At 46.9% G+C, this 21,211-nt stretch carries 21 protein-coding genes and 1 tRNA gene; 6 read left to right on the top strand and 16 right to left on the bottom strand.

Going from position 1 to position 21,211, the window contains the following annotated elements:
* Window positions 1-50: 50 nt before the first annotated feature.
* Window positions 51-1,769 (bottom strand): ATP-dependent protease LonB, encoded by a 1,719-nt coding sequence (lonB, locus tag RQP52_RS20830; protein ID WP_315953640.1) that lies wholly within the window; start codon window positions 1,767-1,769, stop codon window positions 51-53.
* A gap of 220 nt (window positions 1,770-1,989) precedes the next feature.
* Here lonB and RQP52_RS20835 point away from each other — a divergent pair, with 220 nt between their 5' ends.
* Window positions 1,990-2,682, top strand: a complete 693-nt coding sequence (locus RQP52_RS20835) for an N-acetylmuramoyl-L-alanine amidase family protein (RefSeq protein WP_315953641.1) — start codon at window positions 1,990-1,992, stop codon at window positions 2,680-2,682.
* Here the strand turns inward: RQP52_RS20835 and RQP52_RS20840 are convergent.
* The 6 genes from RQP52_RS20840 to RQP52_RS20865 form a co-directional block, all read right to left on the bottom strand.
* Complete coding sequence (locus tag RQP52_RS20840; protein ID WP_379170871.1) at window positions 2,669-3,487, bottom strand: divergent polysaccharide deacetylase family protein; 819 nt, start codon at window positions 3,485-3,487, stop codon at window positions 2,669-2,671. The genes RQP52_RS20835 and RQP52_RS20840 overlap by 14 nt on opposite strands.
* A gap of 165 nt (window positions 3,488-3,652) precedes the next feature.
* On the bottom strand, window positions 3,653-4,750 hold the full coding sequence (gene ispG / locus RQP52_RS20845) for a flavodoxin-dependent (E)-4-hydroxy-3-methylbut-2-enyl-diphosphate synthase (protein ID WP_315953643.1): 1,098 nt from the start codon (window positions 4,748-4,750) through the stop codon (window positions 3,653-3,655).
* Window positions 4,751-4,848: 98 nt separating this feature from the next.
* Complete coding sequence (clpX, locus tag RQP52_RS20850; RefSeq protein WP_127455274.1) at window positions 4,849-6,117, bottom strand: ATP-dependent protease ATP-binding subunit ClpX; 1,269 nt, start codon at window positions 6,115-6,117, stop codon at window positions 4,849-4,851.
* 12 nt (window positions 6,118-6,129) lie between these two features.
* Complete coding sequence (clpP, locus tag RQP52_RS20855; protein WP_127455273.1) at window positions 6,130-6,720, bottom strand: ATP-dependent Clp endopeptidase proteolytic subunit ClpP; 591 nt, start codon at window positions 6,718-6,720, stop codon at window positions 6,130-6,132.
* A 199-nt stretch (window positions 6,721-6,919) separates the two neighbouring features.
* Window positions 6,920-8,221: a trigger factor gene (gene tig, locus RQP52_RS20860; RefSeq protein ID WP_315953644.1), complete on the bottom strand. Its 1,302-nt coding sequence runs from the start codon at window positions 8,219-8,221 to the stop codon at window positions 6,920-6,922.
* 110 nt (window positions 8,222-8,331) lie between these two features.
* Window positions 8,332-9,225: a hypothetical protein gene (locus RQP52_RS20865; RefSeq protein ID WP_315953645.1), complete on the bottom strand. Its 894-nt coding sequence runs from the start codon at window positions 9,223-9,225 to the stop codon at window positions 8,332-8,334.
* A gap of 179 nt (window positions 9,226-9,404) precedes the next feature.
* Between RQP52_RS20865 and RQP52_RS20870 the strand changes: the two genes are divergently transcribed.
* A tRNA-Arg gene (locus tag RQP52_RS20870) sits at window positions 9,405-9,478 on the top strand.
* A gap of 838 nt (window positions 9,479-10,316) precedes the next feature.
* Here the strand turns inward: RQP52_RS20870 and RQP52_RS20875 are convergent.
* The 3 genes from RQP52_RS20875 to RQP52_RS20885 form a co-directional block, all read right to left on the bottom strand.
* Entirely contained in the window at window positions 10,317-10,445 is a 129-nt protein-coding gene (locus RQP52_RS20875) for a hypothetical protein (protein ID WP_258567559.1), read from the bottom strand.
* A gap of 70 nt (window positions 10,446-10,515) precedes the next feature.
* A complete protein-coding gene (locus tag RQP52_RS20880) occupies window positions 10,516-10,629 on the bottom strand; it encodes a DUF4023 family protein (protein ID WP_082562468.1) in 114 nt (37 codons plus the stop codon).
* Window positions 10,630-10,675: 46 nt separating this feature from the next.
* Window positions 10,676-11,032, bottom strand: coding sequence for a hypothetical protein (locus RQP52_RS20885; RefSeq protein ID WP_315953646.1), 357 nt, complete (start codon window positions 11,030-11,032; stop codon window positions 10,676-10,678).
* A gap of 174 nt (window positions 11,033-11,206) precedes the next feature.
* On the opposite strand from RQP52_RS20885, the gene asnB reads away from it, so the two are divergent.
* Window positions 11,207-13,051: an asparagine synthase (glutamine-hydrolyzing) gene (asnB, locus tag RQP52_RS20890; RefSeq protein WP_315953647.1), complete on the top strand. Its 1,845-nt coding sequence runs from the start codon at window positions 11,207-11,209 to the stop codon at window positions 13,049-13,051.
* A gap of 48 nt (window positions 13,052-13,099) precedes the next feature.
* Here the strand turns inward: asnB and RQP52_RS20895 are convergent, their stop codons facing one another.
* The 3 genes from RQP52_RS20895 to RQP52_RS20905 all read right to left on the bottom strand — a co-directional run bounded on the left by RQP52_RS20895 (window position 13,100) and on the right by RQP52_RS20905 (window position 15,719).
* Entirely contained in the window at window positions 13,100-13,750 is a 651-nt protein-coding gene (locus RQP52_RS20895) for an XTP/dITP diphosphatase (RefSeq protein WP_315953648.1), read from the bottom strand.
* Window positions 13,734-14,492: a ribonuclease PH gene (gene rph / locus RQP52_RS20900; RefSeq protein ID WP_157319244.1), complete on the bottom strand. Its 759-nt coding sequence runs from the start codon at window positions 14,490-14,492 to the stop codon at window positions 13,734-13,736. Before rph ends, RQP52_RS20895 begins: the two co-directional genes overlap by 17 nt.
* Before the next feature lie 177 nt (window positions 14,493-14,669).
* Window positions 14,670-15,719 (bottom strand): GerMN domain-containing protein, encoded by a 1,050-nt coding sequence (locus RQP52_RS20905; RefSeq protein WP_315953649.1) that lies wholly within the window; start codon window positions 15,717-15,719, stop codon window positions 14,670-14,672.
* A gap of 272 nt (window positions 15,720-15,991) precedes the next feature.
* Here RQP52_RS20905 and RQP52_RS20910 point away from each other — a divergent pair, with 272 nt between their 5' ends.
* Window positions 15,992-16,954, top strand: a complete 963-nt coding sequence (locus RQP52_RS20910) for a phosphatidylglycerophosphatase A family protein (protein ID WP_157319246.1) — start codon at window positions 15,992-15,994, stop codon at window positions 16,952-16,954.
* A 430-nt stretch (window positions 16,955-17,384) separates the two neighbouring features.
* Here the strand turns inward: RQP52_RS20910 and RQP52_RS20915 are convergent, their stop codons facing one another.
* From RQP52_RS20915 to RQP52_RS20925, 3 genes are read right to left on the bottom strand one after another with little or no spacing between them, the layout of a single operon-like run.
* Window positions 17,385-18,362, bottom strand: a complete 978-nt coding sequence (locus tag RQP52_RS20915; RefSeq protein WP_315953650.1) for an MBL fold metallo-hydrolase — start codon at window positions 18,360-18,362, stop codon at window positions 17,385-17,387.
* 10 nt (window positions 18,363-18,372) lie between these two features.
* Window positions 18,373-19,104 (bottom strand): class I SAM-dependent methyltransferase, encoded by a 732-nt coding sequence (locus RQP52_RS20920; protein WP_315953651.1) that lies wholly within the window; start codon window positions 19,102-19,104, stop codon window positions 18,373-18,375.
* 31 nt (window positions 19,105-19,135) lie between these two features.
* Window positions 19,136-19,813 (bottom strand): DUF6483 family protein, encoded by a 678-nt coding sequence (locus RQP52_RS20925; RefSeq protein ID WP_315953652.1) that lies wholly within the window; start codon window positions 19,811-19,813, stop codon window positions 19,136-19,138.
* A 194-nt stretch (window positions 19,814-20,007) separates the two neighbouring features.
* Here RQP52_RS20925 and RQP52_RS20930 point away from each other — a divergent pair, with 194 nt between their 5' ends.
* Window positions 20,008-20,229, top strand: a complete 222-nt coding sequence (locus RQP52_RS20930) for a helix-turn-helix domain-containing protein (RefSeq protein WP_145661635.1) — start codon at window positions 20,008-20,010, stop codon at window positions 20,227-20,229.
* 193 nt (window positions 20,230-20,422) lie between these two features.
* Window positions 20,423-20,608, top strand: coding sequence for a hypothetical protein (locus RQP52_RS20935; protein ID WP_127455261.1), 186 nt, complete (start codon window positions 20,423-20,425; stop codon window positions 20,606-20,608).
* Window positions 20,609-21,211: the final 603 nt, after the last annotated feature.

A 21,211-nucleotide genomic window follows, 5' to 3' on the forward strand; every position in this document is an offset into this window, starting at 1 on the left:
AAAACACCAATTAGTACCTAACGCGGCATGTAAGGTAATCGCAGCTGAATTTAGGAATCAATCGTATGCTGTGAATTCGCATGCAGAATCGGCAAAGTCGATGAAGCAATTGTTCTTTCTGCGGCAACAGGCATAGGAATGACATTGTCATGAAGCTCAATTCCCAGCGCAGCACTCAAAACTTCCTCAATGGATTCCGCAGCAATGACCTCTACGCCTGGCAAATCGGCAAACATCTCCTGCCAATTTTCCTTCGGGATGATGACTTTGGTTGCTCCAGCTTGGAATGCTGCCTCCACTTTCGCGACTACGCCGCCTACCGGTTTGACTTTCCCATGTATGCTCATTTCACCCGTCATGGCCAGTTTGTTATCGACTGGAATCCTGTGTATCGCAGATGCGATAGCTGTTGCCATTGAAATACCGGCAGAAGGCCCGTCAATCGGCACACCACCGGGAAAATTAATATGCAGATCATAATCGGAGGTGTTAAATCCGAGTTTGCGAAGGACTGTCAGCACGTTTTCTACTGAGCCGCGAGCCATGCTTTTTCGGCGAATCGTCCTTGATCCTCCTCCCATTTCTTCTTCATCCACCACACCTGTGATGTTGAATTTCCCTGTACCTGCGACAGCGATCGGAATAGCTGATACTTCAATCTCAAGCAAGGTACCTAAATTAGGACCATAAACAGCTAACCCGTTAACAAATCCAACTTGCGGTTGAGCAGGTATTTTGCGTTCAGGTCTGGGAGGAATTTGTGATGAATTTACAACCCATTCTATGTCGGAAGCCGTAATTTCATCTCTTTTATCCGACAAAGCAATACCGGCTGCAAGTTGAATAACGTTCACAGCTTCCCTACCGTTCGTTGCATACTTCATGACAACCCCGACGGCAGCTTCACATTTCTTAAAGCCGATCTTATCCAAAGCTTTGCGTGCAATCTCTCCGACTTCTTCCGGTAAAAGAGGGCGGAAAAAAATTTCCAGACACCGTGACCGAATAGCCGGTGGAATTTCGCTTGGCGTACGGGTCGTAGCCCCCACTAAACGGAAATCCGCAGGAAGGCCATTTTGAAATATATCATGGATATAACCTGGAATATTCGTATCTTCCGAGCTGTAATACGCGCTCTCAAGAAATACTTTACGGTCTTCCAGCACCTTTAATAATTTGTTCATTTGCGTTGGGTGCAATTCACCGATTTCATCGATGAACAGAATGCCCCCATGCGCCTTGGTCACAGCGCCTGGCTTTGGCTGCGGAATTCCCGCAACGCCCATTGCACCTGCACCTTGATAAATGGGATCGTGAACAGAACCGATTAAGGGATCGGCGATCCCTCTCTCATCGAAGCGAGCTGTTGTCGCATCAATCTCCGTGAACTTAGAATCCGCGCGGAATGGAGATTCTTGATTTTTCTTCGCTTCCTCCAAAACGACGCGGGCAGCAGCGGTTTTACCAACACCCGGAGGGCCATAAATGAGAACATGCTGTGGGTTAGCACCGCACAGAGCAGCTTTCAAAGCCTTCAAGCCTTCCACTTGGCCAACAATATCCTGCATGGAGGAAGGTCTCGTTTTCTCCGATAACGGCTTTGTCAGTGAAATGGATCTAAGCTTTCTGAGCTTCTCCAATTCTTTTCTGGATTCTCTATCGACAGCAGTACGATTCGTCTGTTGGTTACGCAGTAAATTCCAGAAATACAGCCCGATAACAACCGCAAAAAACACTTGAATTACCATTAAAATAATACTTAGACTCATTTGTTTTACCTCCTTAGAGTTTTGCCTAATGCAAAATAGCATCCATAAGTTCGCCTTTGCTTTTGCTTTAGCAAAACGTTCGTAAACCTTAGCGATAACTTCCATTATTCCCGTGTAAAAGAAGGTTAATCCAATCCATGCAAACTTTTGAATGACGTATGTAAGCTCCCTTTATGAAGAAGGATAAGAGATGACCTTTCATGCAAAAGGATGTGGCATTTTGAAGCGCTTATTGACGATCGTCCTACTTTTTCTTTTCCTCCTCGCAGCAGCAGGCTCTGATGCTTATGCTTTTGCAGGAAATCCTCTGCTCCCTTATGCCGATATCATTATTGATGTAGGCCATGGCGGCGTTGATTCCGGAGCTAGATACGGCAAATACCAAGAAAAAGATATGAATTTAGCAATCTCTAAAAAGACGTACAAACTACTTCAGAAAAAAGGCTACCGTGTCATTATCAACCGAACCGATGATTATGCCTTGAGCCAAGATAATAAATGGTCCTTTGGAGGAAGACACCGCAAAGATTTAGCACAACGATCCGGAATAGCCAACACGATTAAGCCTAAAATGATGCTCAGCATGCATATTAACTGGTCGGGTAAACCAGATCGACGAGGGCCTCTTGTTTTTCACCAAAATCGATCCGAAAGTATCCTGTTTGCCAATCTGCTGCAAAACTCACTTAATCGTGTGTACGGCTCAAAGGAATTGCCTATTCTCGGAAAAAAATATTATGTGCTCCGAAATACCAAATATCCGGCTGTGATCGTGGAGTTCGGCTTTATTTCGAATAAATCCGACCGTAAGTTGCTGAGCAGCTCTCACCATCAAGCCAAACTCTCAGATGCCGTTGCCCGGGCTGTAGATGAATACTTTGGGATGGTTAATAATTCTACTATCTCGCGTTAAGATTCACCGTTTGCGAAAGAGGAACGAAGGTTGCTTCCTTTTGAATAGTTGGAATAGCCTCTTTGATGACTTGAGCTGTTTTCTTGCCTGGAGGGCCTACATGCCCAATTGCAATAACCAGCTCTCTGTCTTTCACAAATTTCTTGAACTTTACCATCTGCTTGCTAATGTGGCTGTAGGTATAGAGGTCGTCAAAAAACAGCTGATTTTCCGAAAATGGAACGCCCTTCTGGCCCGCCAATTTCCCTATCAAGCTATGCGGTGTCGTGCGGCTGTCCAGTAAAATGAGATTTTTCTCTTTGCAGATATCAACAAGAATATTCATGACTCTTTCATCGGCTGTCGCTTTAGAGCCCATATGATTATTGATCCCTATCGCATAAGGGACATCCTCTATTGCCGCTACGATCCGCTTATGAATCTCATCGTTGGATAAGTCCGTTGTAATGGCTCCCGGACCAAGCCAACTCTTCTTACCTCGCACCGGCTCCATAGGCAGGTGCAGGATGACCTCATGGCCTTTGTCATGTGCTAATTGAGCGTCTTGCTTGGTAGAGGGCAGAAAAGGCATCACAGCTACTGTAAAAGGGATGGGCAAATTCAACATTTCGGTTGTGCCTTCCATATTGTTGCCAAAGTCATCAATGACAATGGCCACCTTTTTCGTCTTTGATTCAGCAACAGGCTGATTTGGGTTCAGGCTATCAGCAGCGCCGGAATGTACGGGCAGCAGGAACAGCGAAATCCCCATCGTAACTGCCAAGGAAATTCGACGTGTTGCAGCGTTCTTTTTTAACAAAATCATGGTCATTCTCCTTCATCCATAGTAAAACTTACGCGAATTGAGCAAGCTTTCCAGTTCTCTCATTATGCTTCTCTTGAGCCCCAAATATGCGTGCGCTGAATAACAAAAAGCCGTTAAGATCCCCTAGCAAGGGTTCTTAACGGCTTTACTTATGTTAAATAAAAATTAGTGCTTACGACCAGGAATGACGCCTGTTTCTTCATAGGCTTTGACGATGATATCAATTTCTTTCTTCAACTCATCGAGCAGTTCGGCTTCCGGCACCTTACGGATCATTTCTCCATAGCGGAACAGCATGCCTTCACCACGAGCGCCTGCAATCCCGATGTCCGCCTCACGAGCCTCTCCAGGACCGTTTACGGCACAGCCTAAGACGGATACTTTAATTGGCACCTTAATCTTGGCAATATAGTCCTCCACCTCGTTAGCAATCGAGAACAAGTCAATGTCAAGACGTCCGCAAGTCGGGCAGGATACCAGCGTTGCTGCGTTCGTAATTAACCCGAACGTTTTGAGAAGCTCACGCGCCACCTTAATCTCTTCAACCGGATCCGCGCTAAGCGAAATACGCAGCGTGTTCCCGATGCCCATGTTGAGAAGCGTTCCAATACCCGCGGCGCTTTTCACTGCGCCCGTAAAGAGCGTTCCCGCTTCCGTAATACCAAGATGGAGAGGGTAGTTAAAAGCTTTCGCAGCTAGTGAATAAGCGGCAATCGCCATCGGTACATCCGAAGCTTTGAGGGAGACGATAATATCATGAAAATCTAATTCTTCTAGAATGTTGATATGAAATAAGGCACTTTCCACCATAGCTTCCGGCGTTGGATAACCATACTTCTCCAGAAGATGGTTCTCCAGCGAACCTGCATTTACACCGATTCGGATTGGAATCCCGCGCTCTTTACAAGCCTTAACCACGGCCTCAACCTTCTCGCGGCGACCGATATTGCCCGGGTTAATCCGCACTTTATCGATCCCGTTCTCAATCGCAGCAAGCGCTAGACGATGGTCGAAATGGATATCGGAAACTAGCGGAATATGGATCTGTTTCTTAATTTCTTTAATCGCTTCAGCGGCTTCCTTATTGTTCACGGTTACGCGAACCAATTGGCAGCCTGCTTCTTCCAGACGAAGAATTTCAGCAACAGTGGCTTTTACATCCGCTGTTTTCGTCGTACACATGCTTTGCATGATGACTTCATTGCTGCCGCCGATGGTCAAATCGCCTACTCGCACGGGCCGCGTATCTTTTCTATGGAACATTATGGTTTCTCTCCCCATGACACCAAACATCCTCCGCTCCAATTTCCTGCATAAGGAAACCGGATTGGAGGCTGTGTGTTCGTTAATGAAATTATGGGTTACGCACTTTCTTCTTTTTTCTTGCCTGACGCTTGTGAACCGTCTTTCGTTGTCAGCACAGGCGTAAGCTTGTTCTGAACAGTCTCCTTAGAGACCACACAAGAAGAGACATCGGTTCTTGAAGGGACTTCAAACATCACGTCAAGCATAATGCTTTCGATGATGGCTCTCAGACCGCGCGCTCCGGTATTCCGTTTAATCGCTTCTTTCGCAATGGCGTCAAGCGCCTCTGCGTCGAATTCGAGTGAAACGTTATCCATTTCGAGCATCTTCTGGTATTGCTTCACGAGCGCATTTTTCGGCTCGGAAAGAATACGAACCAGTGCTGCTTCATCCAGCGGCTCTAGGGTAGAGATAACCGGCAGACGGCCTACGAATTCCGGAATCAATCCGAATCTGAGCAGGTCTTCTGGAAGTACCATGGACAGATACTCGCCTGGTTTCAAATCTACTTTAGCTCCGTCTGTGCTGAAGCCGATCACTTTTTTACCGATTCTGCGTTTGATAATTTGCTCTAGGCCATCGAAAGCTCCGCCGCAAATAAACAGAATGTTGGTTGTGTCGATTTGAATAAACTCTTGATGCGGGTGCTTGCGTCCGCCTTGAGGAGGAACCGATGCAACCGTACCCTCGAGAATTTTGAGCAAAGCTTGTTGAACGCCTTCACCAGAAACGTCTCTTGTAATAGACGGGTTCTCGGATTTGCGTGCTACTTTATCAATCTCGTCGATGTAGATAATGCCGCGTTCTGCTTTCTCCACATCGTAATCTGCAGCTTGAATCAGTTTGAGCAAAATGTTCTCAACATCTTCCCCTACATAACCCGCTTCCGTCAATGAAGTTGCATCCGCGATAGCGAAAGGAACATTCAAGATTTTGGCAAGCGTTTGAGCAAGAAGTGTTTTACCGCTTCCTGTTGGTCCTAGAAGAACGATGTTACTTTTTTGAAGCTCAACATCTTCCAGTTTGTTTTGTGAATTGATACGTTTGTAGTGATTATAAACCGCTACCGCAAGTGATTTCTTCGCTTGTTCCTGGCCGATGACGTACTGGTCCAAAATGTTGCGGATTTCCTTCGGTTTCGGAACATCCTTCAGATCCAGTTCTTCCTCGTGACCTAGTTCTTCTTCCACAATCTCCGTGCAAAGCTCTATACATTCATCACAAATGTAAACTCCCGGACCTGCAACAAGCTTGCGAACTTGGTCTTGGGATTTTCCACAAAAGGAACATTTGAGTTGGCCTTTTTCATCGTTAAATTTAAACATGGGATCACTCCTTTATTTCAAGTCGTTTCGAGTGATAACCTCGTCGATTAACCCGTATGCTTTCGCTTCTTCAGCGCTCATAAAGTTATCCCGGTCGGTGTCTCTTTCGATCTTTTCAAGCGGCTGTCCCGTACGATCCACATAAATCTGGTTGAGTTTTTGTTTCGTTTTGATAATCCAATCCGCGTGAATCTTAATATCGGTCGCTTGACCTCTTACACCGCCGAGCGGTTGGTGTATCATAACTTCAGCATTCGGCAGCGCGTATCGCTTGCCTTTGGCGCCTGCTGTTAACAGCAAGGAACCCATACTAGCGGCCATACCTACACAAATCGTAGATACATCCGGTTTAATAAATTGCATGGTATCGAAGATACCCATTCCAGCTGTTACAGATCCACCTGGTGAGTTGATATATAAGTGGATATCCTTTTCGGGATCCTGAGCAGATAAAAAAAGCAGCTGGGCAATGACCAAATTAGCCACATCATCATCAATGGCAGTCCCAATGAAAATAATGCGGTCCTTAAGTAGACGCGAGTAGATGTCGTAAGAACGTTCCCCACGTGCCTCTTGTTCAACAACCATAGGAATAAGACTCATTGTACCAACTCCTTTTGTGGCCAAAGCCATGTTTTCCAAATTGGGATTCAGTAACAGTTTAACATGTTTGAGCAGCAAAGTCATTTTTTCAGAAGACTGCTATGTATTCAATGAATTTCTTATGTTTGTAGGCAGTTTGGGGCTAAAATAGGGTAAAAGAAAGGCACGTTGCTTACGTACGTGCCTTTACTTACCTTATTTATACTGCTGCGGAAACATGCTTGCTATTTTCAAGCAAGAAGTCAACCGTTTTTCTAATCACAAGATCATTGCTCAGACCTTCTAGGCTGCCGTTAGAAGCAAACAGCTCACGAAGTTCTGCCGTTGATTTTTGGTAGGATGGTGCATATTTCTCAAGTTCCGCGTCAACTTCTTCGTCGGAAACTGTGATGTTTTCTGCAGCTGCAATGGCTTCAAGAACAAGGTTGTTACGAACACGCTTTTCAGCATCTTCTCTCATTTGATCTTTCAGCACGCTCTCGTTTTGACCGGAGAACTGGAAGTAAATCTCAAGCGTCATGCCTTGGGAGCGAAGACGTCTTTCGAATTCTTTCACCATTACATCAAGTTCTGCTTCTACCATGGATGCTGGAATTTCAAGATCAGCGTTAGCCGCAGCCTTATCAACAACAGCTGTTTCCAGAGCAGCTTCTGAATCTTTTGTTTTGCGCTCTTGAAGACGGTTTTTCAATTCTTCTTTGTACTCAACAAGCGTGTCGAACTCGCTCACATCTTTAGCGAACTCATCATCAAGTTCCGGCAAGTTTTTGCGTTTGATATCGTGAATTTTCACTTTAAACACAGCCGCTTTGCCTTTCAGATCTTCGGAGTGGTAGTTCTCAGGGAAAGAAACGTTAACATCTTTCTCTTCGCCTTTACCAAGTCCTACAAGCTGCTCTTCGAACCCTGGAATGAAGGAGTTGGAGCCAAGCTCAAGGGAGTACTTCTCTGCTTTTCCACCTTCGAATGCTTCGCCATCAACGAAACCTTCGAAATCAAGAACAACTACATCGCCGTTAGCTGCTTGTCCTTCTTCAAGAACAACCAATTCAGCATGACGTTGTTGCAGACGGGAAAGCTCGCTGTCCAGTTCTTCGTCCGTTACGTTAGCATCTACAGCTTCAACTTCGATGCCTTTGTAATCGCCAAGTGTTACTTCTGGTTTAACAGTAACCTTCGCTTTGAATTTAAGAACTTGTCCTTTGCCGAATTGCTCTACGTCTACTTCCGGACGATCAACAGGCTCGATTTTAACCTCTTCAATCGCTTGTACGTAAACTTCTGGCAAAATGATGTCTAGTGCATCTTGGTATAGGCTTTCTACACCAAATTTAGCTTCAAAGATTGAACGTGGCACTTTCCCTTTACGGAAACCTGGTACATTTACTTTCGCGGATACTTTTTTGAAAGCTTTATCCAATGCATCTGCGACGCGCTCTGCGCCAACTTCCACTTCAAGAACGCCTACGTTCTTCTCTATTTTTTCCCAACTTGCTTTCATTTTATGCTTTCCCCTTCCAAAAATGTACGATGACATATTTTCACGTTACGCTCATTATAACCATTCTATTATAACATATAACAAATTCATTTCAAGGCGACCTTTCGCCCCTAAAACGGATCGGGGTTAAACTGCTTCACAAACGCCTGCAGCACGAGATGCGCCCGCTTCCATTGCAGCGCCATCGATCCTACAATCCCGTAATTATCTAGCAATTCCTCTTTGTTAACAGAACCGAATAATCGTTCTTGCAAAATCGCGTGCAAGGCGGATGCCCATACGTCAACGGCTCCTTCTTCAGCTTTCAGCAAGTCTGAATAGATGGCTGTTCCATAGGCATAGGCCAAAAATTCCTGCCAAGTTTGTTTGGCAAAATAAACAAAATCCGGCTGGCTTATTTCACTAATATCCCCGACTCTGCGAATCATATCACGAATTTGGGATGGAAAATCCTCCGGGCATAGCGGTGTCTCCTCGATCTGGACGGCAATCCTGTTCCCGTTTTTGGGAAACTCAATGAATCCTTGCTCCCCCATTTGCTTAAGCGCCTGCAGCGCCTTGAACTGGATGTGCGGGTGCCGAGGCTTTTCGCTAAGCCATTCCTTGATAGCCGATCCTATTACGGGCTGATCGATAAAACCCAATTGTTCAAGACTGCTTACTTGCTGTTCCAAATTACCTTCTTTGAGTAAGTCCAGCAGCTTCAAGGCATATGCACCATCATCTGACGACTTCTCATGTATGTATTGCCTTAATAAATCCTCTTCTTCCTCTAAATCCTCTTCCGATGGACTCGGCATAGGGAATAACTCTTCTGGAAACATGGTTTGCAACCAAATCCGCAATGCTTCCCACTGCTCGATCTTATCCGATTGGGCAGCTGGAAATTGAAGCAGAAATGTTAGCAGTTGAAGAGCATCACTATACTGTTCGTTTCTTAAAAACTTGGTAAGTTCCTCTTCGTAATATTGCTCTGTTTTCGGAAAAAGAATAACATTATTCATCGACAACTCGGTTATGTGGATCACCTCAGAAATCTTGGTCTGCTGGTGACAGTTTACTTGATTGTTCGGGTGATTGCAAAATAATTTTAAAACAAGTGTTGACTTCTCTCAAAAAGATATGATAATATAACTCTTGCTTCGCCAAACAGCTACACGCTGCTAGGTAAGAAGAGGTCCATGTCTCAGTAGCTCAGCTGGATAGAGCACACGCCTTCTAAGCGTGCGGTCGGGGGTTCGAATCCCTCCTGGGACGTATTGCAAGGAGAGAAGATCGCGAGAATTCGCGATCTTTTTTTGTTTTGAGGTAAGCAAAGCTTACCCCTCATTTATTTGTGCCGAGCACTCACCCTATGAAATTTGCTGCCATCGCTTTGAGTGTCTCTTAACAAACTAAAATACGGAGGAGAAGTTAACTTCTCCAACGGTTCTTTCCTCCCCAATGGAGCTACAGGGCGCTATTTCATCAAAATAGCCACTTTTTCATGCGGAGGGGAACTGTGGGTCCCTATTTGTCCGTTTTCTTCGAGAAAACGGGATTAGATGGTCAAATAAGGCCCTGTAGTTCCGCTAAAAGCGGAAAAGGGCTGAATTTGCTAGAATAGCGGCCTGTTGTTCCTCTAAAATGTATCGTTGAACAACTTAACGTTAGTATGAGATGCCAACTCCGCCAAGTGTCACAGTAACGCTGAATTTTTTAGCGGCGACTAGGTTCTCCACCCCAAAAATTCGCTCCTAAGGGGCTCTAAACAAGCTAAACTGTCTAGGAGAAGTTAACTTCTCCAACGGTTCATTCCTCCCCAACGGAACTACAGGGCGCTATTTAATCGAAATAGCCACTTTTTCGTGCGGAGGGGAACCGTGGGTCGCTATTTGTCCGTTTTCTTCAAGAAAACGGGATTCGGCGCTCACTTAAAGCCCTGTAGTTCCGCTAAAAGCGGAAACGGGCTGACTTTGCTAGAATAGTGCCTGTAGTTCCCATAAGGTGTATCGTTGAACAAAGCATATCTGCATAGAATTACATAGAAAAAGCCGCCAACCTACGGTTGCGGCTTTCTGAATCATTATTTTATCACGCAAAAAAATTCCCGTTCTTACACAGAAGGCCGATTCGGCTGATGATGACCAGGCTCCGTTGAATCCAAATTAGACTGCACGCGTGAAGACTGTTTCGAATGATCGATCGTGCTTTGCGCTTTTTGTTTCATACTTTTTTTGCCCATGATGAATTCCCTCCTAGTAAGGTGAGCCCGTAGAGTGATCTCTACAGGCTCTTGTTAATGCCATTAGACTTTAGTGCTTCTTGTGAGGCAAGTTACTGCCTGGCTGACCGTCACCTTGTGTCCTGAAATTCTTCGCGGCTTTCCTCTGCTTGTCGTGCAGCTTGCTAATGAAATGACTATCCATGAGCATTCGCCTCCTGAAGAAAGAATGGCACTACCCCTTTAGAATGTCACGCAAGGTCAAGATTTAAACGCATGGCTAAATTTAGAAGAGCGCCTCTAGCTTCTGCATCTGTTTTGACTCTTTCATAGAGTTCCTCGAAATTACTCCGATTTGCAATAAATTCAGGCTCTGTTTTAATAGCGACTTGCGTCCAATTAATGAGCAAATTCTCCGCTTGTGTCAGTTCATTATAGGCACGGTGCAGGCCAACACGTTCAATGATATCTTCCAGTTCAGCCTGTCCGACTTCTTGGCCCGCCTCTTTCAAATCGGCAATCCGTTTATCTGCTTGATTACTAATTTGCAAAAAATGCTCCCTGGAGGCTAGATAATCGATTTGTGCTTTGGAATGTTTCTTTTTCATGGCCATCACCTTTACTGTTTAGTAATAATAATTCATTAATAATAACAGGCTTGGATTTAAAACACAAAATCTATCCAATGACATTTCTCGCTATTCTTGGACAGACATTATATATTCCCAATTTGCATACCCTTTATCATCATGCTCTCTTCATAAAGAAAGGAAGGAACGTCTATGTGCGGAATAACGGGTTGGATAGATTGGCGGAAAGACTTGACCGGGTACCCGTCCATTCTAGAAAATATGACGGAAACGCTCCATTTGCGTGGACCGGATGCTTCTGGCACCTGGATCTCACAGCACTGTGCCCTAGGCCATCGACGTCTTAGTGTAATGGATCCGGAAAACGGCGCTCAGCCCATGATCCGGAAACAAGGAGACTACACCTATACGATCGTATATAATGGCGAACTTTACAATGCCCCCGAGCTGAAGAAAGAGCTCGAACTGCGCGGACATCATTTTCGAACAACCTGCGATACCGAGGTGCTGCTTGTTGCCTTCATTGAATGGGGGCGGGCTTGTGTAGACCGTCTGAATGGCATCTTCGCCTTCGCAGCATGGAACGACCAGGAGCAATCCCTCTATTTGGTCAGAGACCGGCTTGGCGTAAAGCCGCTTTTTTATTCTCATCAGAACAGTGTCCTTCTATTCGGTTCTGAGCCAAAAGCGATCCTCGCTCATCCTGACTTTCAAGCGGAAGTTGGCGCGGAAGGGTTGGCCGAAATCTTCGCAGTAGGTCCTGCACGCACACCGGGACATGGCATTTATCGCAATATGTCGGAGCTGAAACCGGGACAATGCGCTATTTTTGACCGCAACGGCTTATCCATCAGAACGTACTGGAAGCTGGAAAGCCACCCTCATCCGGATGATGTGGCAGCAACGGCGCTTCAGGTTCAACAACTGCTGAGCGACACGGCCCAGCGGCAGCTCGTCTCCGACGTACCGATCTGTACGCTGCTATCCGGAGGGCTTGACTCCAGCGCCCTAACTTCACTTGCCGCGGAGCATTACAAAGAAAGCGGAAAAGGCGCTCTGCACACTTTTTCTGTCGATTACAAAGATAATGATAAGCATTTCAAAGCCAATCTCTTTCAACCAAACTCCGATGCACCTTGGATTAAGCGGATGACAGAGCATCTTGGCACTGAGCACCATTATATTGAGTTCGATACGCCTGAACTAGTGGAATCCCTGAAAACAGCCGTTTTTGCCCGGGATACGCCGGGGATGGCTGATGTTGACGGATCCCTTTATTTATTTTGCCGGGAAATCAAAAAGGAAGCTACGGTCGCCATTTCGGGCGAGGCTGCGGATGAAATCTTTGGCGGATATCCTTGGTTCCACAACGAAGAAGCCCTCTCCGCCAATACGTTCCCTTGGTCCCTGAAATTGCCTAACCGGGTCGATCTGCTGGCACCTGACTTAGTTGATTGGATTAAGCCGGTTGAATATGTCAGCAATCGTTATCAGCAGGCCTTAAGCGAAGTACCGCGGTTAGCGGGAGAAACGCAGCAGCAAAACCGGATGCGGGAAATGTCCTACCTCAACATCACACGATTCATGCCGACTCTTCTCGACCGCAAAGACCGCATGAGCATGGCTGTCGGGCTTGAGGTGCGTGTTCCGTTTTGCGATCACCGTCTTGTGGAGTATGTCTGGAATATTCCTTGGGAAATCAAAACATCCGGGGACCGGGAAAAAGGCATTTTACGAAAAGCACTCAAAGGCGTTCTGCCTGATGACGTCTTAACCCGCAAGAAAAGCCCTTATCCAAAGACGCACAACCCAAATTATTTAACCGCTGTTCGCAAATGGGTGCTGGAAATTTTGGATGACCCCGGCTCACCGCTGCTGCCTTTCATTGATGTAAAAAAAATACGGGCACTCGCCAGCTCCGACACGAACGACTTCGATCTCCCATGGTTCGGCCAGTTGATGACGGGACCTCAGCTGTTCGCGTATTTGGCACAAGTGGATATGTGGTTGCGAAACTATAAAATATCTATTCGTTAATATAAAAAGGCCTGCTGTCCACTGTTAATGTGGGAGCAGGTCTTTTCTTTAGGATTCATTTTGATCAGGAAGCCTATCCAGGAATAATCGTAAAGCTTTGGCGCGGTGACTAATTTCATTCTTCTCTTCCACCGTCAGCTCCGCCATCGTTCTTCCCAGAGAAGGAATATAAAACAGTGGATCGTAGCCGAAGCCACTCTCGCCGCGTTGTTCCGCTATAATGTAACCGGGGCAAGAATCCTCGGCCTCAATGGTTTCATTCGCCACTGGATCGATAAGCGCAAGGGCACAAACAAAGGCAGCCTCGCTTAGAAATCTCGGATGTCCCGCTTCCATTGGCAACCCATCAGCCGGCGCGGACTCGCTCAAAGCTTGAAGCAGTTTCTGATTGTTGGCTGCATCCGTTGCGTTTTCACCGGCATATCTAGCCGAATAAACACCGGGATCACCGCCGAGCGCCTTCACGCACAAGCCTGAGTCGTCAGCAAGGACGGGAACATGAAGATGCGCCGAAATTATCTGTGCTTTGATTCGCGCATTCTCCGCAAACGTCTTGCCGCTTTCGACGATTTCCGGAAGATCCGTATAATCGGCCAAACTGCGGACCTTGTACCCTTTTGGGCCAAAAAGACTTTCAAACTCCTTGACTTTCCCCTCATTGCGGGTTGCAATCACAACGATATTACTTCGTAGCCGCATGTTGTACACCCCGAATACGATCCGCTATAGGGCCTAGCACTTTAGACTGCTCTTCAATCATCGTATGAATCCCTGATTCTGCAAGCGCAAGCAGTTCATCCAATTCCTTGCGTGAGAACGGAGAGTCCTCGCCTGTTCCTTGGATTTCTACAAATTGACCTTGCCCTGTCATGACAACGTTCATATCCACTTTAGCCTGCGAATCCTCTTCATAGTTGAGGTCTAGACGCGGTGTTTGTCCGATAACGCCAACAGAAACTGAAGCCAAAAAGTCGTTAATCGGAAACTTCGCCAAGTTTTTATCCGTCGCCAGCTTGTTGATCGCGAACGCCATCGCTACGAATGCACCGGTAATCGAAGTGGTCCGGGTACCTCCATCAGCTTGGATAACATCACAGTCCAGGGTGATGGATCTTTCGCCCAAAGCTTCTAAATTAACGACGGAACGCAGCGCCCTGCCGATCAAACGCTGAATTTCCATCGTCCGCCCACCAAGCTTGCCTTTGGCCGCTTCACGTTGATTTCTAACTTGCGTGGCGCGAGGGAGCATGGAATATTCCGCGGTTACCCAACCTTTGCCTTGTCCTTTCATAAAAGGCGGGACACGCTCTTCAACCGTTGCTGTGCAAATCACTTTTGTATCCCCGACCTCAATGAGCACCGAGCCTTCAGCGTGTTTTATATAATGAGGGGTTATTTTCATAGGGCGCAATTCTTCATTTGTTCTTCCGCCAATTCGCATAAATCGTGTTCTCCTCCTGTCGCTTCCAAGGGAAGCTGAATACTCTCGCCCCATTGTAACAAAGTAGCCGGAGAAAAGCACCCTCAACAAGAACAATGATACCCGGCTGATCAAAAGGATGCGAAAACCTCTATGCAAGATTCCTTGCATAGAGGTCTATGAAGCGACGCAAGCTGATTATGACTTGGTCGGATTAATATGAGCAGGTCTCGCTACTGGCTTCGTATAGTTCTGAGTGCTATCCGAAGATGTAAATTTCACTGCGCCATCTACTTTGATCTGAACTTGCTTAAAGCCTGTATTCTCCGTCAACGAAAGAATAACTGACTTCAGAGCATCTTCAGGCGCTTTCTGGTCAGCACCCAGCAGCTTATTCGAGAAGTCAACCGTGATCAAAGCATCCGCCGGGTTAATGCTCTTCACTTCCGTTGCGGCGTTCAGAACGCTAGCCAGCCCTTTCTTCTGATCAGGTCCTTTGATCAGCTGATCTACAACGGCTTTAGCTATATTATCCGTTCTTTTGACGAGCCTTGTTACAGGTACATAATATTTATAGTTTTGATCGTTTTGATTCAGGAAGTAAAGCGTGACCGGTGTGGATTGCCCGAATTCCGCGTCTTCTGCCTTCTCAAGGTTAATCCCCATTGAACGCGCTAGCGGAGTATCAAGCGGCGTCTTGCCTTTTGGCATCTCTTTGAGATCCTTACCTTCAACACGGAGTTGTACTTTCTCTACCGTTGGGAAATTCGTCAAATTCCAAGTGATCGCTTCTAATATTTTTCTTTCATTTTGCTGATCATACGTGAGAAACTCTTTTGAAAAATCGACAATGGCGCGTTTGTCTGATGTTACATTTAAGGAGATGACTTTCGTTCCTTTTGGCAGCAAGGCCTGGAATCCGGATGGGAGTAAACTGGAGACCGGACCGCCATCCACCATGTACTCAAGCGTCGTCTTCGCAACCGACACCGATTTCGGTAATCCCAGACTAATCGGAGCGACGAAGCCTTTGGCATCCTTCACATACACCGTCATTTGGGATGAATTATCGTCGATCATATCGATCGTGACCGCAGCTGATGTCGTCTGAACGTCTGCTTCCGCACCCGTGGTCGGAGGTGCATCAATGTCAGCTTTTTTCCCAGTGCCCAGGACCGAACATCCTGTGGTCAGCAAGGCAATCACCCCCGCGATAGCGGCTGAACGAATCCAATGTTGATGTTTCATTTGCTTATTTCCTCCTTCGAGTTTTCGCAGAAGCCTCTTCTGAAGCGTCTGCCGCTGATTTCCTTTTCGGCATGGCCTGTACATTGCTTTTTCGTATTATTATGTATACGGGGATTTGTCCGATTTATAACTACTTTTTGTCCACATGCTCAAAAAACTAGTCCCAAAAAGCCTCCATCCTTTTTCTGCTGAATCCATGCCTTTTCGGCATCTTAACGCGATATGCTATACTTGTAAAAATAGACAGATTTGATCTAACTGGAGGCGCACAGATGAGAACATTCCTCAAAGATAAAACGCTCATTTTCAACGAATTCCGGGATGAAGTATTCAGTCACTATCCACAAGCCGTCATCGAAGAGGCTGTTGCCCGCCTGCTCGTGGAAATCAAGGGCATCAAAAAAATCCCTTACGAGACCATCACCACGACTTTATTAGGTGTTTTAAGCAAAACAGAAACTTACAATGTCATGACTACACTCATGGAGCTGCAAAAAAAGGTTAAACATGACTCCGAGCTGTTAGCAAGCATGAAAGACCCTGCCTACAACGTACATCGAACCATTGCCATGTCAATCTGTGGCTTGTATGGCAGCGGTGCAGCCTCCCTTTTCGGCTTCATGGATTGTAAATTCCGCTTTTTCTTTCCGACCAAACGTCCTAAATCGTTTATTTCAAAAGGAATTTGCGCGATTGTCGCTTCAACAGCAAGTGTTATCATTTCGGAGAATGTAAAAGTCGATTATTCGCAGCGCAATCTCGCTCTCCTGGCTGAGAGAGGTGTCCAGCTTGAAGATATGGTGGAAATTTTGGATCAACTTCAACGTCCCTACAATCCTGACATGGAGCGCAGCCTATGCGAAGAACACATTGTCGCTGTACTGCGCAAACAGCAGACCTTCCATGCGCTGCAGTTGGCGATTAAAATAGACACCGCCGTCGAAGCCGGCGAATTCAATCCGCAGTATAATCATATTGTCGGGCAAGACGAAGGGCTTTTCGGAGTAGATGAAAGTATCGCAACCGCTGTGCCGCTGATGTATGGAACGATTGCGCTTACGAATTTCGGCTACTTGGACAAAGAGAAAATCGGGATCATTAAAGATCTGGACAGCGATCATTCCGAGGGGAAATGCAATACGTTTATTGATGATATGGTTTGCGGCATTGTGGCTGCTGCCTGCGGCCGATTAGCGCATAATAATATTCCTACTTACAGTAAACCTTTGAAGTAGGGTGAGGAATGATGGCGGAGAAGATGAAGGCGGGGATGGCCGCGTGATTCAATCTCGCGGGAGATGCCGAGGAGATGAAGGCGGGACCGCCGCGCGATCCGAACTCGCGGAGATGCCGAGAAATTGAAGGCGGAGAGCTGTTTGAACGAGTCAGCAGTAGGTTAAGGGAACTACAGGTCGCTATTTACGGGAAATGAGCGATTTTTGAATGATAGAGGAACTACAGGGGCGTTATTTAGTCTCAAACTGCCGGATTTCAGCCAAAATCCAGAAAAATAGAGGAACGTAGTTCCCTTCAAACCGCGAAGTGACTGTTTCTCTCGTAAATAGCGGACCGTAGTTCCCTCCAACTTGGGATAGGGTCGTCGCCAATGACAAAAAAGCACATCAACATCCGCTCAACATAGGGATGTGATGTGCTTTTATTCATTTAGCGGGTGGCTGCTACGTAGCGCACAAGCTCCGCGGCCGGATCGACCTGCTGAACGCGGCCCTCCGCCTCCAGCAAGATGAGGTGAGCGATCGTCTCCGACAACGCGAACCTCATCTGATGCACGCTAAGCCGGTCGCCGAAGGTCGCGCGGCACACCTCATAAGCGCTAAGCGGCGCGCTTAGCTGACCCTCCATGAGCGCAAGCCGCTCATGATGATGGCGCACCAGCTCCTCGGTGCGTGCGCCAAAGCCGGACCAAGGCTCCCGGTGCCCCGGGTAAGCCATCTTGACCGGCAGCCTGCCGATCTCCTGCAGGCTGCGCAAGTACTCGCCGAGCGGGTTCTCTTCCACCTGCGGGAGGAAGGAAACGTTCGGCGATATTTGCGGCAGGACGTGGTCGCCGCAAAAGATCACCTCCGCCTCAGCGTCGTAGAAGACCAAGTGACCCGCGGCATGGCCGGGGGTCTCCATGGCTTCGTACACGCGGTCCCCGAGGCGCACAGGGCCTTCACGCAGCAGCGTAACCTGCGGCTGCGGGGAAACCAAATCGACGAAGCTCACCATGTGCTTCGTCATCTCCGCCAGCCCGGCTTCCGGGAAGCCGTGCCGGGCAAAAAGATCCAGCAGCCGCGCCGACATCGGTTGCTCCGGCCCCCACAGGAGCTGCACTTGTGCATAACCGGTCTCCGAGAGGAGAACCGGTGCGCCCGTGCGCTCCTGGAACCAACCCGCCATCCCGTAGTGATCGGGATGGTGGTGGGTGAGCACGATCTGCTCGACGTGCTCGAAGCCGATCCCGCGCTCCTGCAGCACCTGCAGCCAGAGCGCTTCCGCATCCGGGGTATGCAGCCCCGGATCCATGACCGTGTACCCTTTGCTGCCGCGAATCAGGTAGGCGTTCACCCATCGGAGTGGAAAAGGCAGCGGCACCTTCACTTGAGTAATTTCATCTGTATGTTCGGTTACGATGTTCATTGGTGAGTCGTCATCCTTCCTTATGCCCTACAAAAATCATCCGGCAAGATACATCAGCCTCATACGGATGACCGTCATAACTGCCGTATACGTGATCAATATGTAAACCTGCTTTTTGCAGCATTGCTTCAAACGCCACTCGGTCGTACAATTTCACCTGTTCCAAATACTTCCGCTCCGGAGAGCCCTCCTGCGATATCACAATTCGCTTACGCACGCAGCCATCTTCAATGGCTCTCGTTTCGAGAATTTGAATGTCTCCCTCCGTGCGCTGCGATTGTGGTACAAGATGAGCTTGAACATAAATCGGATTCAGGAAATCGATAATAAAACGACCGCCCTCTTTTAGAAGACGATGCATCTCGTAAAACACCTTGGCATTCTGTTCTTCCTCATCAAAATATCCAAATGAAGTAAATAAGTTCACAACCGCATCAAACTGACGCCCCAAGGGAACTTCCCGCATATCACCGCGCACCCATGTCACACGCTTCTGCTTATCCAGTTCTGCCGCTTCCGTCAAAAGCACTTCAGACAAGTCAACCCCTGTGATTTCATATCCAAAATCAGCCAGTGCCAAGGAGTGACGTCCCATCCCACAGCACAAATCCAACACTTCGGCCCCTTGCTTTAGGTCAAGCCAATCGATCATTTTTTTCACTTCATGATAAGCGCCTTGCATATCCCGATGCTTATAAACTAATAAATAATCATTTCCAAAGCTTTCCTGATACCAAGCCATTTTATCACCTGCAATTTCTATTTATAAAGTTTTAAAAAGAGTCCAATTTCTGCTGTACCCGGCGCAAGCTTTCTGCGGCTTCTTCCGTACTAAAGTTACCTGCTTCGAGCAACTTTTCTTCGGTATTCAGCAGTGTTTTATAAAAAGCAACACCTTGCCGTAGGAACTCCGATTGGTCCGGATGGTCCTCCATATAATGAAACAGCACGTCCTCTGCCTTCGCGTAGTCGCCTTGTTTTTCATAATGGGCAAAAAGCAACCTCTTCATATCCTCCGGTACTATCCATGCCTTAAGCCGATCCAGACTGGTTTGTATGCGAGCAGCCACTTCTACGTTCTCATCATCCCTAGGACTAACTTCGGGAGAAAGAGACAAGTGCAGCAGTAAATCGAGAGATTTTACATAGGCATGGTAGGCCCCGTCCATTTGTTCGTGCTGCCTCAGCAGATCTCCGTGACCGACGAACATATCCCCAATGACCATCGCCTTCGCCGTATCCAAATTTCCATGATAGGAGAGCAGCTCCAGGATATCCTTGCTTGATAAAGCCTGTAACGAACGAACATTGAGCCCGAGCAAATGCCGGCTGGCTTCGTCCAACAGCTGCTGGGCATCCGCCAGTGGAATATGTTCCTTATTAAAAAGAATGCGATGCAGTACCTGAGTCATCTGCTCAATCTGCCGCATAAAATAATCACGTTTGAACATAAGAAACCCTCCTTTGCCCAAATGATATACCTCGTTTCAGCTTACCACGCCTCGGATAGAAACTCAAAAGCGGATGTCGCCTATTTTTACATATACACCGCACCATTGGCAGCAGCCCTTCATAAACTAATTTTGACTGTATCCCTAAACCTTGTATTTCCCAATACCCGAGCAAGGAGGGGTGACACACATCCATGGCCAGCGACCACAAAAACAAATTTCTACTTACGAACCGCGAACGCGAAGTATTCGAACTATTAGTGCAGGACAAAACGACGAAAGATATCGCACAGCAGCTTTTTATCAGTGAAAAAACTGTGAGAAATCATATCTCCAATGTCATGCAAAAGCTGAACGTAAAGGGTCGTTCACAAGCGGTTGTAGAACTGATCAAGCTTGGGGAATTAAAGATCTGATTCCGTCAGCAAAGGGATCCATGTAAGCCTTCGAGGCCTCCTATTGGAGGATTCGAGGGCTTTTATGTTATTCGCGCGCGCTTTAAAAAGTGAACGTTTTGTTAACCCAACATTTCGACAGTAAATGATCCTTAGCATGTACTATGATAATAACTAACAAGTACATTACACCTTTAGGGGGCTATTTCAATCCATGATCGAAATGATTACCGAGCAAAAAAATGTGTTTTCCTTGTCAGAACTCCTGAATGTGGAACCAGGCATTCTCTTTCGGCTCTGCCAGTATATTGAGTCAAGGGGCCATCATTTCACGAAGTCAGAAGAAGGCGCCTTCCAATTCAATGATAATGATATTGCTGTTATTTTAGCCCATTATTAATGGGCTTTTTTGTTGCCTTGTGGTCGATTGGGCGGTGTGAGGCCTTGAGAACAGGGCTACGGTCTTAGTGGCTTGTGAGAAGGCCTTTTTGACCTCTCGCACGGCATGCTTATTGTTTCTGAGAAAGTAATAGCAGTTGAGCCTACTTTTTGGGAGACATCAGATTTCCTGTTCCATGTATAAGCTGAATGCACAAAAAAACTGACGAACCAGCCTCCGTCAGGTTGTGAAGCTAGCTACTCTACTACCCCACCATCCCATCACGCTACCCACCATATCTGCCAACTTCCACTCAACTGCCAATAACAAATTTAAAAAACCTAGCGGGAAACCTACTGAGGCATTACTCATGAGAACTCGAGTCCTCAATATCAGAGGAAACCGGATCGCTTCGCTTTGCAGCCGGGCTTGGGTAACCGCATAGGTTAAGCTTGTTTTTCAACGCTAACGTGGTCAGTTTGCGTGTCTAGCATACGTTAACGTTGTAAAACAACGTAACAACCTCCATCCAACCAAGAGACTGGCCTCACGCTAGAGTTAAGCTTGTTTTTCAACGCTAAGCGGTCAGTTTGCGCGCCGAGCATACGTTAACGTCGAAAAACA

Source organism: Paenibacillus violae (genome assembly GCF_032461945.1).
Taxonomy (GTDB): Bacteria; Bacillota; Bacilli; order Paenibacillales; family NBRC-103111; genus Paenibacillus_E; species Paenibacillus_E violae.

What these genes read in the sequence shown, in the direction of transcription:
- lonB (WP_315953640.1), bottom strand. Translation starts at nt 1,769, where the DNA reads ATGAGTCTAAGTATTATTTTAATGGTAATTCAAGTGTTTTTTGCGGTT.
- RQP52_RS20840 (WP_379170871.1), bottom strand. Translation starts at nt 3,487, where the DNA reads ATGATTTTGTTAAAAAAGAACGCTGCAACACGTCGAATTTCCTTGGCA.
- ispG (WP_315953643.1), bottom strand. Translation starts at nt 4,750, where the DNA reads ATGTTCCATAGAAAAGATACGCGGCCCGTGCGAGTAGGCGATTTGACC.
- clpX (WP_127455274.1), bottom strand. Translation starts at nt 6,117, where the DNA reads ATGTTTAAATTTAACGATGAAAAAGGCCAACTCAAATGTTCCTTTTGT.
- clpP (WP_127455273.1), bottom strand. Translation starts at nt 6,720, where the DNA reads ATGAGTCTTATTCCTATGGTTGTTGAACAAGAGGCACGTGGGGAACGT.
- tig (WP_315953644.1), bottom strand. Translation starts at nt 8,221, where the DNA reads ATGAAAGCAAGTTGGGAAAAAATAGAGAAGAACGTAGGCGTTCTTGAA.
- RQP52_RS20865 (WP_315953645.1), bottom strand. Translation starts at nt 9,225, where the DNA reads ATGAATAATGTTATTCTTTTTCCGAAAACAGAGCAATATTACGAAGAG.
- RQP52_RS20875 (WP_258567559.1), bottom strand. Translation starts at nt 10,445, where the DNA reads ATGGGCAAAAAAAGTATGAAACAAAAAGCGCAAAGCACGATCGATCAT.
- RQP52_RS20880 (WP_082562468.1), bottom strand. Translation starts at nt 10,629, where the DNA reads ATGGATAGTCATTTCATTAGCAAGCTGCACGACAAGCAGAGGAAAGCC.
- RQP52_RS20885 (WP_315953646.1), bottom strand. Translation starts at nt 11,032, where the DNA reads ATGAAAAAGAAACATTCCAAAGCACAAATCGATTATCTAGCCTCCAGG.
- asnB (WP_315953647.1), top strand. Translation starts at nt 11,207, where the DNA reads ATGTGCGGAATAACGGGTTGGATAGATTGGCGGAAAGACTTGACCGGG.
- RQP52_RS20895 (WP_315953648.1), bottom strand. Translation starts at nt 13,750, where the DNA reads ATGCGGCTACGAAGTAATATCGTTGTGATTGCAACCCGCAATGAGGGG.
- rph (WP_157319244.1), bottom strand. Translation starts at nt 14,492, where the DNA reads ATGCGAATTGGCGGAAGAACAAATGAAGAATTGCGCCCTATGAAAATA.
- RQP52_RS20905 (WP_315953649.1), bottom strand. Translation starts at nt 15,719, where the DNA reads ATGAAACATCAACATTGGATTCGTTCAGCCGCTATCGCGGGGGTGATT.
- RQP52_RS20910 (WP_157319246.1), top strand. Translation starts at nt 15,992, where the DNA reads ATGAGAACATTCCTCAAAGATAAAACGCTCATTTTCAACGAATTCCGG.
- RQP52_RS20915 (WP_315953650.1), bottom strand. Translation starts at nt 18,362, where the DNA reads ATGAACATCGTAACCGAACATACAGATGAAATTACTCAAGTGAAGGTG.
- RQP52_RS20920 (WP_315953651.1), bottom strand. Translation starts at nt 19,104, where the DNA reads ATGGCTTGGTATCAGGAAAGCTTTGGAAATGATTATTTATTAGTTTAT.
- RQP52_RS20925 (WP_315953652.1), bottom strand. Translation starts at nt 19,813, where the DNA reads ATGTTCAAACGTGATTATTTTATGCGGCAGATTGAGCAGATGACTCAG.
- RQP52_RS20930 (WP_145661635.1), top strand. Translation starts at nt 20,008, where the DNA reads ATGGCCAGCGACCACAAAAACAAATTTCTACTTACGAACCGCGAACGC.
- RQP52_RS20935 (WP_127455261.1), top strand. Translation starts at nt 20,423, where the DNA reads ATGATCGAAATGATTACCGAGCAAAAAAATGTGTTTTCCTTGTCAGAA.